General features: G+C 48.2%; 14 protein-coding genes. All 14 read left to right on the top strand.

Translation table 11 applies throughout. From position 1 onward, the window contains the following. The first annotated feature begins 1 nt into the window (after position 1). The 14 genes from cobM to F3I09_RS14425 all read left to right on the top strand — a co-directional run bounded on the left by cobM (position 2) and on the right by F3I09_RS14425 (position 16,469). Complete coding sequence (gene cobM / locus F3I09_RS14490; RefSeq protein ID WP_149695753.1) at positions 2–1,834, top strand: precorrin-4 C(11)-methyltransferase; 1,833 nt, start codon at positions 2–4, stop codon at positions 1,832–1,834. Then, positions 1,835–2,593: a precorrin-6A/cobalt-precorrin-6A reductase gene (locus F3I09_RS14485; RefSeq protein WP_149695752.1), complete on the top strand. Its 759-nt coding sequence runs from the start codon at positions 1,835–1,837 to the stop codon at positions 2,591–2,593. After that, positions 2,590–3,672 carry a cobalt-precorrin-5B (C(1))-methyltransferase gene (locus F3I09_RS14480; protein WP_149695751.1) on the top strand — a complete coding sequence of 361 codons (1,083 nt, stop codon included), beginning with the start codon at positions 2,590–2,592 and terminating at the stop codon, positions 3,670–3,672. The genes F3I09_RS14485 and F3I09_RS14480 overlap by 4 nt, the downstream gene beginning before the upstream one ends. A gap of 1 nt (position 3,673) precedes the next feature. Continuing rightward, complete coding sequence (locus tag F3I09_RS14475) at positions 3,674–4,369, top strand: hypothetical protein (RefSeq protein WP_149695750.1); 696 nt, start codon at positions 3,674–3,676, stop codon at positions 4,367–4,369. Positions 4,370–4,388: 19 nt separating this feature from the next. After that, complete coding sequence (locus F3I09_RS14470; protein ID WP_149695749.1) at positions 4,389–5,333, top strand: ATP-binding protein; 945 nt, start codon at positions 4,389–4,391, stop codon at positions 5,331–5,333. 47 nt (positions 5,334–5,380) lie between these two features. Beyond that, on the top strand, positions 5,381–6,094 hold the full coding sequence (locus F3I09_RS14465; RefSeq protein ID WP_149695748.1) for a VWA domain-containing protein: 714 nt from the start codon (positions 5,381–5,383) through the stop codon (positions 6,092–6,094). Positions 6,095–6,218: 124 nt separating this feature from the next. Beyond that, complete coding sequence (locus tag F3I09_RS14460) at positions 6,219–6,722, top strand: bifunctional adenosylcobinamide kinase/adenosylcobinamide-phosphate guanylyltransferase (RefSeq protein ID WP_149695747.1); 504 nt, start codon at positions 6,219–6,221, stop codon at positions 6,720–6,722. Positions 6,723–6,742: 20 nt separating this feature from the next. Beyond that, positions 6,743–7,783, top strand: a complete 1,041-nt coding sequence (cobT, locus tag F3I09_RS14455) for a nicotinate-nucleotide--dimethylbenzimidazole phosphoribosyltransferase (protein WP_149695746.1) — start codon at positions 6,743–6,745, stop codon at positions 7,781–7,783. 3 nt (positions 7,784–7,786) lie between these two features. Continuing rightward, positions 7,787–8,590 carry an adenosylcobinamide-GDP ribazoletransferase gene (locus F3I09_RS14450; RefSeq protein WP_149695745.1) on the top strand — a complete coding sequence of 268 codons (804 nt, stop codon included), beginning with the start codon at positions 7,787–7,789 and terminating at the stop codon, positions 8,588–8,590. Continuing rightward, the gene (gene cobC, locus F3I09_RS14445) at positions 8,575–9,099 is read left to right on the top strand and encodes an alpha-ribazole phosphatase (protein ID WP_149695744.1); all 525 of its coding nucleotides are present in this window, start codon (positions 8,575–8,577) and stop codon (positions 9,097–9,099) included. Before F3I09_RS14450 ends, cobC begins: the two co-directional genes overlap by 16 nt. Before the next feature lie 7 nt (positions 9,100–9,106). Continuing rightward, on the top strand, positions 9,107–9,685 hold the full coding sequence (locus F3I09_RS14440) for a cob(I)yrinic acid a,c-diamide adenosyltransferase (RefSeq protein WP_149695743.1): 579 nt from the start codon (positions 9,107–9,109) through the stop codon (positions 9,683–9,685). Positions 9,686–9,740: 55 nt separating this feature from the next. After that, positions 9,741–10,787 (top strand): cobalamin biosynthesis protein CobW, encoded by a 1,047-nt coding sequence (cobW, locus tag F3I09_RS14435; RefSeq protein ID WP_149695742.1) that lies wholly within the window; start codon positions 9,741–9,743, stop codon positions 10,785–10,787. An 8-nt stretch (positions 10,788–10,795) separates the two neighbouring features. Continuing rightward, positions 10,796–14,587, top strand: coding sequence for a cobaltochelatase subunit CobN (gene cobN, locus F3I09_RS14430; protein WP_149695741.1), 3,792 nt, complete (start codon positions 10,796–10,798; stop codon positions 14,585–14,587). Between the two features lie 379 nt (positions 14,588–14,966). Further along, positions 14,967–16,469, top strand: a complete 1,503-nt coding sequence (locus tag F3I09_RS14425; protein ID WP_149695740.1) for a ferritin-like protein — start codon at positions 14,967–14,969, stop codon at positions 16,467–16,469. Positions 16,470–16,483: the final 14 nt, after the last annotated feature.

Raw genomic sequence — 16,483 nt, 5'->3', positions numbered from 1 at the left:
CATGAGTAAAACAGTTATTATAGCCAGCACTGATAAAGGCGTTGCATTGGGCAGCAGGATCAGGACAGAATTTCCGAAGTCCCTGCTGGTCAGTACCCGTCATCATGAGCAGGCAACACATATAGATAGCATTGCGACTTTCCTGGAAGCTAATTTCAGCACCTTCGATACCTTGATCTTTATCGGAGCCCTGGGTATCTGTGTCAGAAGCATTGCCCCTTATTTACAGGATAAAAAAGAAGACCCTGCCGTCATCAATATGGATGACAGGGGGCTATTTGTACAGTCGGTGGTTTCGGGTCATATCGGCGGCGCCAATGACATCACCCGCAAACTAGCTGCTGCCATTGGCGCACAGGCGGTGATCACTACCAGCAGTGATCTACAGGATATCTGGTCGCTGGATACACTGGCGGAGCAATTTGGATGGAAGGCCGCCGCCAGTCAGGGCATGAACAGTATTATTTCGTTATTCGTCAATAACCAACCAACAGCACTACTGCTCGACATCAAAGACAAAGGCACGGCACATCTTGAAAAGACACTGCCGGCCTTTGTGGATGTCTATTATGATCTGGATCAGGCAGACCTGTTGAAGTATTCCCTGCTGATTGCGGTGACGCATAAGAAGTATCCGGTAACAATACCGGTGTTATACTTTCATCCACCGGTATTAAATATCGGGATGGGCTGCTCGCGGGATATAGAAACAGAGCTGCTGGACTCTTCTGTATACCAGCAGTTAGCACAGCAAGAGCTGGCTATGGAATCAGTAAAGGCTATTGGTTCTATTGATGTTAAACACGATGAAACAGCCTTCATTGCATTGGCAGAAAAGCTACAGGTTCCTTTCGTTACCTACACGGCAGATGAACTGAATACGCAGGCTGTTCTTAATCCCTCAGAAGTGGTAATGTCAAAGCTGGGTGTGCATAGTGTGTCTGAAGCATCTGCCATGTTGTTGTCCGGAAATAAAGAACTGTTATTGGAAAAACAGAAGATCACGGTTAGTTCCGGTAAGAAACATACGATTGCTATTGCCATTGACCGTCAGGTTGCCAGAAAGGCGGTGATCGCCATTGTGGGTGCAGGCCCGGGCGACGCGGAGCTGATCAGCCTTAAAGGCAAACAACTGGTGGAAGAAGCAGACCTGATCTTATACGCAGGTAGCCTGATTCCGGAAGAGATCACCCATTATGCAAAGAAGGATGCGATTGTAAGGAACTCTGCCAGTATGACCCTGGAAGAACAGATCGGCTTAATGGAAGAGCATTATGCAAAAGGACACCTGATAGTGAGGTTACAATCCGGTGACCCCAGTATTTACGGCGCGATACAGGAACAGATGACCATCTTCGATGAGAAAGATATGGATTATTACATTGTACCGGGCATCTCTTCATTCCAGGCAGCAGCTGCCAGCCTGAAATCGGAATTCACCATTCCGGAGGTGGTGCAGACCATCATCCTGACTCGTGGTGCGGGTAAGACGCCCTTACCCGAACATGAGAAGCTGAATGAGATGGCTAAACACAAAGCCACCATGTGCATCTTCCTGAGCGCCACTATTGCGAAGTCGGTACAAGAGCAATTACTGGAGCATTATGAACCGGAGACGCCTGTAGCAGTATTATACCGTGTAAGCTGGAAAGATGAAGAGATCTACACCGGTCAGTTAAAAGACCTGGCGCAGATCGTGCGTGATAATAAACTGACGCTGACCACCCTGGTGATCGTAGGTGTGGCTATCGGCGCAAGAAAGAACCGTTCACATTTATACAATCCTGACTGGAAGCACACTTTCAGAACAGGTAAAGCGATAAAAACTCACTAAATGATCTTAGTCTTTGGCGGAACAACAGAAGGTAAAAAGGTGGCAGCCATCCTGGAGAAGGCGGCATGTCCCTATTACTATTCCACCAAAACAAGTATTGATTTTCAACCGGGCGCATATGGCCGATACCGGCATGGAGCGCTGACAGCAGTGCAGCTACAGGCATTCTGCAAAGAGCATGCTGTCAGGGCCATCATTCATGCCAGTCATCCATTTGCCACATTACTGCATGCCACCATCCATGAAGGCGCGCAGGCATTGTCTCTTCCGGTGCTTCGTTTTGAACGCAGTTACCCGGAGAGGCAGGAACATCCGCTTGTGAAATATTGTACCTCTTACGCGGAGGCAATGTCCTGGCTGGACCAGCATCCGTTGAAACGGTTGCTGGCTTTGACGGGCGTGCAGACCATCGCTCCGCTGACTGACTATTGGAAAAACAATGATACCATCTTCCGCATCCTGCCAAGGGAAAGTTCTCTGGCGCTGGCGGAACAGGCAGGGTTTCCAAAAGAGAACCTGATACGGGAAATGCCAGGGGACGATCTGCAACAGGAACTGGACATTATACGGCAATACCGCATTGACTGTATACTGACAAAAGAAAGCGGGGAATCCGGTTTCCTGGCTATCAAAATACAGGCAGCCCTGAAAAGTAATATTCCCATCCTGATCATTGAACGTCCTGCCCTGCCGGATACATTCATACCGGTCAGCGATGAAGCATCACTCATGGCAGGGCTCAACAGCGTATTGTCATGAGCCTGCAGCCGGTTCCGGAAGGGCCCTTAAGACAAGGGTATACTACAGGGGCCTGCGCCACCGCCTGTACGAAGGCTGCGCTGTTGTCGCTCATTACACAGGAACCGGTAACTGAAATAGAGATCACGCTGCCATTGGGAGAGAAGGTAATGTTTCAGATCAGCGCCTGCTCTTTCAATACAGAGAGTGCCACCTGCACCACGGTGAAGGACGCCGGCGATGATCCGGACGTAACCAATGGAGCGACTATCGGCTGTAGGGTGTCTTTCAACGACACACAGGACGTAAGGTTCTTTCGAGGGGAAGGCGTCGGGGTGGTCACCCTTCCTGGTCTGGCCATCGGTGTGGGAGAACCGGCCATTAATCCGGTACCTAGAAAAATGATGACGGATGCAGTCCAATTCCTGACACACCGTTATTCGCTCCATAAGGGGGTAAATATCGAGGTTTTCGTAGTGAATGGGACGGAGATAGCTAAAAAGACTTTAAACAGTCGTATTGGCATCTTAGGGGGCATCTCCATATTGGGTACCACCGGCATCGTGAGGCCCTTTAGTTCCTCTGCCTACATCGCCAGCATTACACAGGGTATCGATGTGGCGCTGGCTAACAACTGCAGGGAGATCGTCATTAATTCCGGCGGCCGTTCAGAGAACATTCTCCGGAAACGCTTTCAGCACCTCCCGGAGTTTGCCTTCATTCAGTACGGTAACTGGATCGGGGAAACACTGGAGAAGATCCGCGCTGTTCCCCTGCAAAAGGTGACCATGGGCATCATGCTGGGTAAAGCCGCCAAACTGGCCCAGGGTGAACTGGATACCCATAGCGGGAAGTCCACCTGGGATAAACAGTTCATCTATTCCCTGGCCAGGGATTGCGGTTATAGTGAGGAACAATGTCAGCCCATCCTGGAACTGAACATGGCCCGGCGACTGACAGAACTATTCACCTTCAATGAACAGGAACCTTTTTTCCGGGAACTGACAGCACGCTGTTATGCTGTCTGCACTCCGCTCGTGCCGGATGTGCAGCTACAGCTACTATTGATTGACGCAAATGATACTATTCTAACTTTTTAATATGATCGGATACTTATTTACAGATTCAATACTCCTGGGCATCCAGCACTCATTCGAGCCAGACCATATGGCGGCCGTATCTGTGCTGGCCTCTGAAAAGGCGAACAACAGGATAGGGCTCTCAAAACTGATCTGGCGTTCTTCCCAATGGGCATTGGGCCACGCTGTTTCGCTGATCCTGTTTAGTTGTTTTGCCTTACTGCTGAAGTCTGCACTGCCCTTGGACGTTTCTTCCTATGCAGAAATTGTAGTAGGTCCGGTGATGATCTGGCTGGGAATATCTGCCATACGCCGCAATCATAAGCTGAAGCAGATGATGGCTACCCACAAGGTCTTCTCTGAACATGAGCATATCAACAACGCCCTGCATATTCACGGTAAACAGGGTCAGGAAATTGCCATGAACCCTTTAAGCCGTTCCTTTTGGGTAGGCATGCTACACGGACTGGCGGGCACCGGCGGAGCATGTGCTGTTGCACTGATCATGGCATCCAGCAGTACAGGTATTGCCATCGGCATCATCGTACTGCAAAGCATCGGCATCGTGGTAGCCATGACCACCTACAGTTGTGTACTGGCCTTTTCGGTATCCAGATTCATAGAACGCAACCAGCTGGCGTTTAAATCGCTCAATGCTGTTGTTGGCCTGTTCTCTATTGGCGTAGGCTGTCTCTGGATCTATAACAGTTTCGCATAACCATTAAACGGACCTTTTGATGAGATCATTTCCTTTTACAGCGATATATGCACAGGAAGACTTTAAACTGGCGCTCATACTCTGCATGATAGATCCGGGGCTGGGAGGCGTACTGGCACTGGGCGACAAAGGAACAGGCAAGACCACTACCGTAAGAGGTCTTAGCCACCTGATGCAGCACACCATAACAGACTTCCCCTTCATCAACCTGCCCATCGGCGCTACCGAAGATAGGGTGCTCGGTACCATCAAACTGGATATCCTCATCAACGAAAAAAGGACGGAAGTCCAGCAAGGACTGCTGGCTGCCGCCAATCATGGCATCCTCTATATCGATGAGGTCAATCTGCTGAATGACCACCTCATGGACGTACTGCTGGACGCTGCTGCCAGCGGAGGCTATCACCTGGAACGGGATACCATCTCCAAATGGTTTGAAAGCAGGTTCTGCCTGGTAGGCACCATGAATCCTGAAGAAGGCGAACTGCGTCCGCAACTGCTGGACAGGTTCGGTCTGAGTGTAACAGTAAAGACTCCCATGGACAGGATAGACCGTATGGAGATCATCAATCGCCGCTTACAGTTCGACACCGATATACCTGCTTTCCATGAAAAATACGAAGCACAGGAACAGCAACTGGCCCAGCAGATCATGTACGCAAGGGAGCATGTAAAGCGGGTCTCCTACTCCGACATTATATTGGCCAGCATCGCTTCTACCTGTATCCAATACCAGGTAGAAGGACTCCGTGCAGACATCCTGCTACTGAAAGCGGCGAGGGCGCATGCAGCCTTCTATAGCAAAAAGGAAGTCACTAGTGATGACGTTCACAAGGTGATGCCTTTTGTATTGTCGCACCGTTCGAAACATTATTCCTCCACTCAAAATTCTCAGCAGAAAAGGGAAAGCCAGTCCCCGCGGGAAGAAAAGGAGGGTGATTCGATAAGGGTCAGAATGAGCTGAGTAACAGCAAAAAATATCTGCTGCAGGCCGCAAAAACAGAACAATATGTGCAACTGAAAACGCGATCGGTCAATGCCAGGAAAGGGATCACAATGAAGGTTTCTCTTCCCCGCCAGGGCATCCAACAAAAGGTAGCAGCGCCATCGGCACAGATAGATATACTGGAAACAGTGAAACATTATCTGACGCATGACAAAGTAGAAATCAAACATAAGCATCACCGGTCCAAAGCGAGCATGTATGTTTTCTTCCTGATAGACTCCAGTGGGTCTATGGTGAAAGACAAACAAATCGCATATATCAAAGGGCTCGTTGCGCAAACCATAACCCGCTATAAATCAAAGCGGATAAAATATGCGGCGGTGGCACTAAACAATGGAGATGCTGAATTACTATCGGCTCCTACGCTACATGCAGAAGAGCTTATCAATACACTTGCTCAGCTAACCACCGGAGGGAAAACTAATATGAGAGCAGGATTCAGTATGATCGGCCAGTTAGTGAAAACGAATATACAGGAACATGTCAGCCTGTACATATTCACTGATGGGAAGATCAATGCTGGCAATACGGATGATCCATTCCGGGACGCGGTTGCGTTTTACAGACAATACCTGACCGGCATTAAACAGACGACCATCATTGACAATGAGAATGGCTTTGTGAAACTGGGACTAGCGAAAAAACTGGCAACGTCCATCAGCGGCGGATACCAACATATCCAACAAAACATCACCATCCCCGGCGATCAGCTCCGTTAGGAGCCGCGTGGTTGTAGCCTAGGTGGCAACCCGGGGAAACAATAACGGGGATTCACCGGTACGCAATCCCGGGGAACGGGTGGCAACCAGGGGAAACGATAAACGAAAAAATCATCATCATCAAATGATCCACTATATATCAGGCGGTCAACGCTCCGGCAAAACAAACTACGCGGTCCAACAGGCGCTACTCCTGTCTGAACACCCCGTATATCTCGCCACGTCCCGCATCTGGGATGAAGACCATAACGCCCGCATCACATCACACAAAAAAAGCCGTGACGCGCGCTGGGAAAACATTGAAGAAGAAAAGGAGATCAGTAAACTACAGCTCACAAATAAAACAGTCGTACTGGACTGCGTCACTTTATGGCTCACCAACTTCTTCGTGGACAACAACTATGATGTAGCCCTGGCACTAGCGGAGGCACAGAAAGAGTTTGATGCTTTTATACAACAGGACTTCAACCTGATCATCATCTCAAATGAAATAGGTATGGGCGTGCATGCCTCTACAGAAGGAGGCAGGAAGTTTGCCGATCTGCAGGGATGGATGAACCAATACATCGCGCAAAAGGCGGATAAAGCAACACTGATAGTTTCAGGGCTTCCGCTGACATTAAAATAACAAGTAACCAGACATATAACATGGCAACATTCAATATTCCACCGGTTAATAGCGACATCGCAGCAGCGCTGCAACATAAGATAGACAACAAGACCAAACCACTGGGATCATTAGGGCAGCTGGAAAAGATCGCTTTACAGGTGGGTGCTGTACAACAGACGCCCACACCTGCATTAAACCAACCCACTATAGTTGTCTTTGCCGGTGATCATGGCATCGCCAATGAAGGTGTCAGCCCCTTTCCGCAGGAAGTGACCTATCAGATGGTCTTTAACTTCTTACAGGGCGGCGCCGGCATTAATGTCTTCACCAGTCAGAACGGCATGCAGATCCGGGTAGTGGATGCAGGCGTGAACTTTGATTTCAATCAGCATCCCGGTCTCATACATGCGAAGGTAGCTATGGGTACTAAGAGCTATCTGCATGAACCGGCCATGACGAAGGTACAATGCCAGGAAGCGATTGAAAAAGGCGCTGCTATTGTCCGGGAGATCCACCAGGAGGGTTGTAACGTAATCGGTTTTGGTGAGATGGGCATCAGTAATACGTCTTCCGCCGCTATCATTATGAGCCTGCTTTGCGATATTCCGCTGGAGCAATGCATTGGCCGGGGAACGGGATTGGACGATGAAGGGCTGGCGAAGAAGAAGGCGATCCTCTCAGCGGCGATAGCCCGGCATAAAGGCATCGAAAAGACGCCCCTGAATGTATTGAGCACCTTCGGTGGATTTGAAATCGCGATGATGTGTGGTGCGATGTTACAGGCCGCTGCGGCAGGTATGATCGTTCTCGTGGATGGATTTATTTCTACCTCCGCACTGCTGGTGGCATCCAAAATAAATGAGCATATCCTGGATTACTGCATTTTCACTCATCAGTCCAATGAGCAGGGGCACCATCTCATGCTGACCCAGCTGAAAGCTGTACCTTTACTGAGCCTGGGCATGCGTTTGGGAGAAGGAACAGGCGCCGCGGTAGCTTACCCCCTTATCCGGTCAGCTGTGAACTTCCTGAATGAAATGGCCAGCTTTGAATCTGCAGGCGTATCCAACAAAGCATAGCGTATGAAAAAGGAGGTCCGCATATTCTTAACAGCGCTGATGTTCTTTACCCGCATCCCCGTACCCGCAGGTATTGACCATAATACAGCTGATCTGAACAGGTCCAGCCGCTACTTCCCCATGGTCGGCATCCTGGTGGGTATCATAGGCGCTGCCTGTTTTGCCGTCGCCTACAGCCTCTTCAAAGACATCTTCACAGCAGTTATACTCTCGCTTATCGCAACGCTGCTTGTTACAGGCGCATTCCATGAAGATGGTCTTGCTGACGTAGCTGACGGTTTTGGTGGTGGCTGGACGAAACAACGCATTCTGGAGATCATGAAAGATTCCCGCACAGGCGCATTTGGTGTCATAGCCCTTATCGTGATATTACTCCTGAAGATATGCCTGCTGGCGAAACTGGCTTTGCTGATGATCAATACGCATCTGCTGCTGTTCTGCCTCCTCTATGTGGCTGCACATGCTTTCAGCCGTACCATGCCTGTATTCCTGTTACGATACATGCCTTATGCACGGGAAGATGACGCTACATCCAAAAGCAAACCACTGGCTACGAAGATCAGCTGGCCGGGCTTCTCTGTGGCGCTCATCACCGGACTGATACCGTTGTTGCTGATGATATATGCCCTTCATTACTCGTATCTGCTATTGCTGGTCATCATTCCCTGCGGATTACTGACATTATACCTGGCCCGCTTCTTCCATAAGTGGATAAACGGATATACGGGCGACTGTCTTGGGGCAGTGCAACAACTGAACGAGATCACCTTTTACATGGGCATACTGGCAATATGGAATTATATCTAGTAAGGCATATCAAACCGGATTTCCCTGAAGGAACCAACTACGGACAGACAGATGTACCCCTGCCTGCAGATCATCATACGCTGCATGAAGCGATTATCAGGCTGTTGCCCACGGAATATGATGCCGTGTACAGCAGTCCGCTGACAAGATGCAAACTGCTGGCACAGGCCATCACCACCAGGCACATTACAGACAAGCGCCTGATGGAACTTCACTTTGGCGACTGGGAAGGCAGAAAATGGGACGATATCCCACGGGATGAACTGGACGCCTGGATGGCAGACTATATCAACCTGGCCCCACCCGGGGGAGAATCATTGCAGCAATTAGTCGACCGGTTTGCAGCGTGTATCAGAGATCTGCAGGCAACACAATCTCAACGGATAGTGATCATCACGCATGCTGGCATTATCCGTAGCGCCATGCATTTGTTCAATGGCATTCCACTCAGCCAGATCATGATGGAGAAAGTGGAATACGGAGGCATTTACACATTCAACCTGAAATAATCAACACATGAAAATATATACCAGGAAAGGAGATAAAGGCACAACGGCGCTCTTCGGCGGCAGCCGGGTAGATAAAGACGATGTACGGGTGAACTGTTATGGCACACTGGATGAGGTCAACTCTACTATCGGGTTATTACGCGCTAAACTAGGCAGCGACCATGAATGGCAGCCTAATTTACATAAGATCCAGAAAGACATGATGGATATGATGTCTCACCTGGCGCGTCCCTCCGATTGTAAAAAAGAGAATCCTAACCCAAAACCAGCCGATGGCCCGGAGTTCTGCGAACAATGGATCGACGAGCTGGAAGCCGGTATAACGACAAAGTCTGATTACTTCCTCTTACCCGGCGGCAATGAAATATCCGCACTATGCCATGTGGTAAGAACACAGATGCGCAGAGGAGAAAGACTACTGGTCTCTCTGATGAAGGTGGATACGGTGGATGATTATATCCTGTCATACATCAACCGTTTGTCTGATCTCTTCTTCATTCTAAGCAGAGCAGAGATGGACAAGGCTGGTGTGGCAGAAGAAAAATGGCAGTTGTTCCTGTATAAGAGAAAGAAGACTGCAGAGTAAGCATCCGCTCATCTGTTTATAATAACAATAATTATACACGCTTAAAAGATACATAATGGCTCAAAAAATTCCTGTTACTATCATCACAGGCTTTCTCGGTTCAGGTAAGACTACCCTGATCCGAAATCTTATTCAGAACGCCAATGGCCGCAGACTGGCCGTTATTGTCAACGAGTTTGGCGAGATGGGTATAGATGGCGAGATCCTGAAATCCTGCTGTTCCAATGAAGAAGATGTACTTGAACTGAACAATGGCTGTCTTTGCTGTACCGTACAGGAAGAATTCCTGCCGGTTATGTTACAGCTGATGGAACGTAAAGACACCATCGATCACATCATCATTGAAACCTCAGGACTTGCATTACCCAAACCTTTGCTGCATGCCTTTAACTGGCCTGAATTGAAACCACAGATCACGGTAGATGCAGTAGTGACTGTAGTAGACGTCGTAGGACAAGCTACCGGTGAGATCTGTGACAGGGAACGCGTACAGGCGCAAAGGCTGGCAGATGATTCCCTGGATCATGAAACCCCGATAGAAGAGCTGTTCGAAGACCAGTTGTCCTGCGCTGACCTGGTAGTGATGACAAAGAAAGACCTGTTAGATGAAATCCAATACGAAGAAGTGAGAGCGATCATCGCAGGCAAGGTACGTCCCGATGTGAAAATGGTGGCAGCAGCCAATGGCGTATTGTCCGCAGAGATCCTTTTAGGTGTAAATGCCGCGGCAGAAGATGACCTGGACAGTCGTCACTCCCATCATGAAGAAGATCATGCCAATGGTCTGGAACACCATCATGATGATGATATTGATTCCGTAGTAGTAGATATTCATGCACCTCATACACCAGAAACGCTGGTAGAAGCATTGAAAGAGCTGATCGGAGAATATGAGATCTATCGTATAAAAGGGTTTATTGATATTCCCGGTAAACCTATGCGGATGGTATTGCAAGGCGTATCCAACCGTTTCGATCACTATTTTGACCGTAAATGGAAAGATGGTGAAACACGTAAAACAAGCCTGGTGATCATCGGAGATGAGTTACACGATAAAGACCTGGGCACTATTATCAATGAAAGACTGAGTGTAGTCAGCTAATATCATACATGCATCTTATTCCAACTATTCCGGGAGGATGGAACCCTAATGGTGAAGGGGTCTTCCATATACAGCAGCAGCCTGGCGACATTGTGTTCCTGTCAGCAGCCGATACAGAGATACATTCCCTGAACAATGCGTACAGGGAACTGTATCAGCAGGCGGCAACATCAATGTTATCAAACACAGGAAATACGCCCCTGCCCTCACTGCGTATCGCTAATCTTGTGTACCTGAAACAGGAGCTCACGATCGATAAGTATGTAGAGGAAGTGATCGGGGAAGCGAAATTAGTTATCTGTCGCTTTCTGGGCGGTAAAAACTATTATCCATACCTGTTCGAAGCGGTCAGCATAACCTGTGAACTGAAGAAGATCCCTGTACTATTCCTCCCGGGATATGATGTACCTGATATTGAGCTGCTCAACAGTTCTACTGTTGATATCCATATTACAGATACAGTCTGGAAATACCTTTGCGCAGGCGGCAGGCGGAATCATCTGCAATGTCTGCAATATATCTTCCACACCTTCTTTCACCTGCCTTATTCATTTGAGGGGCCACAGCGTTTACCGGACCTGTTCCTCTTTCATCAGGAAAAAGGTGTCATTCCCGTAGGCGAAGAACATACGATCGTTCCACAACATTCTCAGTCGGGAAATGCGGTGATACTCGTATATCAGACCCATTACCTGGCGGATAATCTGGAGCCGGTATATTATCTTGCTTCGGCTTTAGAAAAACAGGGTATTAATCCTATCATTGCTTTCGCCAGTAATCTCCGTGACCAGGCTACCTGCGATGAGCTGTTTACCCTGTTGCACAAGGTCGGAACTGCCATAGATGTCATCATCAACACCACCAGCTTTTCCATCAAATCATTACTGGATAGTACAGACGATCAGTTCATTTTCAGAAAAATGAATGTACCTGTTATTCAGGCCATCTTCGCTTCCTGCACAAAAGAGATCTGGCAGGAGAACCTGTTTGGCCTGACGCCTACAGATGTAGCCATGAACATAGCGCTGCCGGAAATAGATGGAAGGATCATTACCACAGCGGTTTCGTTTAAGTCTTCTTTAGGGAGGGATGCACTGACGGATTCAGATATCCTTAAATATACCACTCATGAAGAAGGCTGCGACTTCGTTGTGGAATTCACCAGGCGTTGGATAGCCATCAGGAATAAAGAGAATGGAGATAAACGCATCGCCCTCATCATGCCTAACTATCCGAACAAGGATAGCCGTTTGGCCAATGGTGTCGGCCTGGACACGCCTGCCAGTATCGTGGAGATACTACGTGCATTAAAGGGTCACAATTATCATGTAGGAGAATTTGTACCAGCGGATAGTGGGGAGCTCATAGAACTGATCACGCATTACATCACTAATGATACGGATACTGCCTTATACAGACCTTACCAGGTAAGTCTAAAGATCTCGCAATTCTACCAGTACTACAATGCGCTTTCTCCTGTTTTAAGACAGAAGATTGAACAGCAATGGGGCCATCCTGATGGCTCTCCTAATTATAACGAGAATGAATTTATTATCCCTGGTTTCCTGCTGGGCAACACTTTTGTGAGTATTCAGCCTGCCCGTGGTTATAACCAGGATATTAAAGCGATTTATCATTCTCCCGATCTGCCGCCTACATATGCTTACCTGGCTTATTATTTCTGGGTGAATAATGTCTTCCACGCAGATGCGGTAGTACATGTTGGTAAACACGGCAACCTTGAATGGCTGCCCGGTAAAAGTGTGGCCCTCAGCAGAGATACCTGTTTCCCTGCAGTGTTGTTAAATCCCATCCCGCATTTTTATCCTTTTATCATCAATGATCCCGGCGAGGGCACACAGGCCAAGAGGAGGAATCATGCCATTATCATCGATCATCTGATACCACCTATGACAAGAGCGGAGAGTTATGGTGTACTGACAAAACTGGAACACCTGATCGATGAGTATTACGATGCATACAGTATAGATCCGAAGCGAACAGCAATCATCAAAACACAGATCACCCAACTGGTACGGGAAGCCAACCTGGAAGCCGACTTGCAATCGTCAGTGAAGGACATTGATGAGTTGCTGGTGAAACTGGATGGCTATCTATGTGAATTGAAAGAAGCACAGATCCGGGATGGCCTGCACATTCTGGGTAAAGCGCCGGAAGGAGAACAATTGACGGATCTACTCGTAGCATTACATCGTGTGCCGGTAGCAGGAAGGATGGGGATCACACAGGTACTGGCAAGGGATCTGGGGCTGTCATTGGATCCTTTGAATTGCGACTATCAGGCAGCTCTTATAGCCGATGACCAACATACTGTATTTGCGGAATGCCGGATCAATGGGGATGTAATAGCCGTACTTGAGGGTCTGGCTAAGGCACTGATCAGTGAAATGCTTACAGGATCTGATCAGCTGAATCCTGAACAATACCCGCTCACCAGCGAATACTGCCGGTTTATTATTGAGGATACCTTACCTAAGATACAAGCCACCAGCGAGGAGATCACTAATCTCCTACAGGGATTGAACGGTCATTACGTACCTTCAGGCAGTTCTGGCGCTCCTACGCGCGGACGGCTGGATGTACTGCCCACAGGACGTAACTTCTACTCTGTAGATGTGCGTGCTATCCCTACACAAACCGCCTACAACCTGGGTGTGAAGAGCGCCAACCTGATCATCGACAGGTATTTACAGGAGCACGGGGATTATCCGGAGTCGATCGGACTGTCTGTTTGGGGAACCTCCACTATGCGCACCGGTGGTGATGATATAGCCCAGGCGCTGGCATTGATGGGCGTGAAGCCCGTATGGCAGGCAGCAAACAGGCGGGTGAGCGATTTTGAGATCATTCCACTAATCACCCTGCGACGTCCACGGGTAGATGTAATGTTGCGCATCTCCGGCTTTTTCCGGGACGCTTTTCCTGATGTGATCTCCCTCTTTAATGCTGCCGTAGAGAAGGTGGCCCAGCTGGATGAATCTTTGGAGCAGAATCCCATCAGAAAGCGTTTCCTGAAAGAAAAACAGGAATGGCAAGCCAAAGGACTGGATGAAGAAAAAGCGTATAAGCGCGCTTTATTCAGGGTGTTCGGTTCCAAGCCTGGCGCCTACGGAGCAGGCCTGCAGGCCGTGATCGATGAGAAGAACTGGCAATCGAAAGAAGACCTCGCAAAGGTGTATATCAACTGGAGCGGTTATGCCTACGGTGCTGACCGTATTGGTGAGTCAGCTCACGAGGTATTTGAAAAACGTTTGTCTGATATACAGGTGGTCATGCATAACCAGGACAACCGGGAACATGATATACTGGATTCCGACGACTATTACCAGTTCCAGGGCGGACTGGCCAATGCCGTACAGACTATAAAGGGCGAACAACCTTCCATTTATTTCGGAGATCATGCAAGGCCGGAAAATCCTCAGGTGAAAACTTTGAAGCAAGAGCTGTTAAAAGTATACCGCTCCCGTGTTATTAACCCTAAATGGATTACAGGAGTAAAACGGCATGGGTACAAGGGCGCTTTCGAAATGGCCGCTACAATGGATTACCTGTTTGCTTATGATGCGACTACCGACCTCGTGGACGACTTCATGTATGAGGGTATTACCCGGGCATATCTCTTCGATGAAGAGAACAGGCAATTCATAGAACAGGTCAATCCCTGGGCGCTGAAAGATATGACAGAACGTATGCTGGAAGCCATCCAGCGGGGTATGTGGAAACAGCCGGAGAAAGAGACATTGGAGCGACTGCAGCAGTTGTTTGTGGATCAGGAATAAGGCTTAACATCACCCCTCACTGTCAGGGGCTTTTTCTTCCACCATGACAATCATTTTATCGGGGTCCCAGATATACGCACAATGTACATGTATTTCACTCAACAGGAAATACAAACTTGTTGGTATTTTTCAAAAGAGAAGATGCATTGGAAAGGATATATATGTTTTTTGCTGTATTCAAAATTTCATTTTGACAGCTCCGGAAAAAGTATTTAACTTTAAAAAGACCTCGAATTGACCGGCTCGTTTTAAGTACTATTACAGACAGACAAGATAACTCTATTGTAAAACAAGTCATGTGAAACCTCAGCATTGCTGGTAAAGGTTACTATTGTTTCATTCCACACCAACTCACTAATTATCTAAACACCTACTGATCATGCAACGTAATTTTGAACGTTACCTCGGACCCGTATTTAAAAGAGCGCAACTCAATCAACTGCGGACAGAAGCATTAAAGTCCGCCCAGTTTACAGGAAAGGGTATACAGCCGATGGAATACTCTACCTTCGAAAGTGATGAAGCTCCTATTGCAATTCCCCCGGAATTTAATGGTAAAGATTATGTCTCATTCCTGTTATGCATCGATGCTGAGATAGAACATGGCCTGATGCTGCAGTACCTTTACGCAGCCTACAGCCTTGGCGGGCCTCAGGTGCCGCCAGAACATCAGGAAGATGTGCGTAATGCGCAAGAGGTCATCCTGGGTATTGCAAAAGAAGAAATGGGACACTTCATTTCCGTACAGAACGTTCTGAAGCTGATCGGTGCTCCATTGCATTTCGAAAGACAGGATTACCCCTGGGATACTCCTTTTTATCCATTTCCCTTCAAGCTGGAACCACTTACTTTATCTTCACTGGCAAAATATGTATATGCGGAAGCCCCTCAAAGCTGGCTGGACAGCGACGATCCGTACGCTATAGAAATAGTCAATATTGTCAAACAGGAAGTACCGCACCCCAATACAGTCGGTGCGTTGTTTGAAGTGTTGCTCAAACTTATCAAAGATCCCAACGTTATTTCCGATGAAGCCTTCCAGGCAGAAACATATCCTTTCCAGGCTAAGTTTGATGAATGGGGCAGAGGTTACAAAGGCGGACACCGGGGCAACACCTTATCAGGCTTAGCCGGCACTCCTGATGTACTGGTGATGCCACTCGCCAGCAGGGATGACGCGTACAATGCCATCAATGAGATAGCTGAACAGGGTGAAGCTACTACGCTGGACACCAAACAGCCTTCACACTTTGAACGCTTCCTGACCTTATATAAGACCCTTAAACAAATAACAGCCGGTGCCAGCTGGTCTTTCTCCCGTAACCTGGCGGTTAATCCTGAAATACCTTCCAATTCCGATGATCCGGAGTCATCACCTTCTGATGGACAGACTTCCGATGAAGCACTCGACTACATCACCAATATAGAGGCACAGAACTGGGGTCACCTGTTCAATATCCGTTACCGGATGTTGTTGAACTTCCTTACACATAGTTTCGTGCTGGATAATGGTTACAACAATGCAGGCGCCATTTCCCCACGTGGTATGATCATCAATTCCACTTTCGGGGAAATGTACAATCTTCGCAGTATTGCCGCTGTGATGATACAATTGCCACTACTGCAGGATCCCGGTACTATCGATGAAAACACCAAATATGCCGGTCCGCCGTTCCTGGTGCCATACACCCTCCAATTGCCTGCAGGTGAACACAACAGGTGGCGTGCACACAAAGACCTCATCTTTGCATCCGGGCCAATCATCCAGACCTTGCTGAACCAATCGAAAGAACAGCATCACCGCTATCTCTATTCATTGCTTGAAGCAGATGCGAAACTCCTGCAGGTAATAGAAGAGCTTACAAGCATCTGTAGTTGTTAACTAACCAGTAAAAA

The sequence above is a fragment of the Chitinophaga sp. CF418 genome (assembly GCF_900142925.1).
GTDB lineage: Bacteria > Bacteroidota > Bacteroidia > Chitinophagales > Chitinophagaceae > Chitinophaga.
This window is presented reverse-complemented; position numbering and strand designations above follow the sequence as displayed.

Coding starts and splice junctions, on each gene's coding strand:
- cobM (WP_149695753.1), top strand. CDS start 2: ATGAGTAAAACAGTTATTATAGCCAGCACTGATAAAGGCGTTGCATTG.
- F3I09_RS14485 (WP_149695752.1), top strand. CDS start 1,835: ATGATCTTAGTCTTTGGCGGAACAACAGAAGGTAAAAAGGTGGCAGCC.
- F3I09_RS14480 (WP_149695751.1), top strand. CDS start 2,590: ATGAGCCTGCAGCCGGTTCCGGAAGGGCCCTTAAGACAAGGGTATACT.
- F3I09_RS14475 (WP_149695750.1), top strand. CDS start 3,674: ATGATCGGATACTTATTTACAGATTCAATACTCCTGGGCATCCAGCAC.
- F3I09_RS14470 (WP_149695749.1), top strand. CDS start 4,389: ATGAGATCATTTCCTTTTACAGCGATATATGCACAGGAAGACTTTAAA.
- F3I09_RS14460 (WP_149695747.1), top strand. CDS start 6,219: ATGATCCACTATATATCAGGCGGTCAACGCTCCGGCAAAACAAACTAC.
- cobT (WP_149695746.1), top strand. CDS start 6,743: ATGGCAACATTCAATATTCCACCGGTTAATAGCGACATCGCAGCAGCG.
- F3I09_RS14450 (WP_149695745.1), top strand. CDS start 7,787: ATGAAAAAGGAGGTCCGCATATTCTTAACAGCGCTGATGTTCTTTACC.
- cobC (WP_149695744.1), top strand. CDS start 8,575: ATGGAATTATATCTAGTAAGGCATATCAAACCGGATTTCCCTGAAGGA.
- F3I09_RS14440 (WP_149695743.1), top strand. CDS start 9,107: ATGAAAATATATACCAGGAAAGGAGATAAAGGCACAACGGCGCTCTTC.
- cobW (WP_149695742.1), top strand. CDS start 9,741: ATGGCTCAAAAAATTCCTGTTACTATCATCACAGGCTTTCTCGGTTCA.
- cobN (WP_149695741.1), top strand. CDS start 10,796: ATGCATCTTATTCCAACTATTCCGGGAGGATGGAACCCTAATGGTGAA.
- F3I09_RS14425 (WP_149695740.1), top strand. CDS start 14,967: ATGCAACGTAATTTTGAACGTTACCTCGGACCCGTATTTAAAAGAGCG.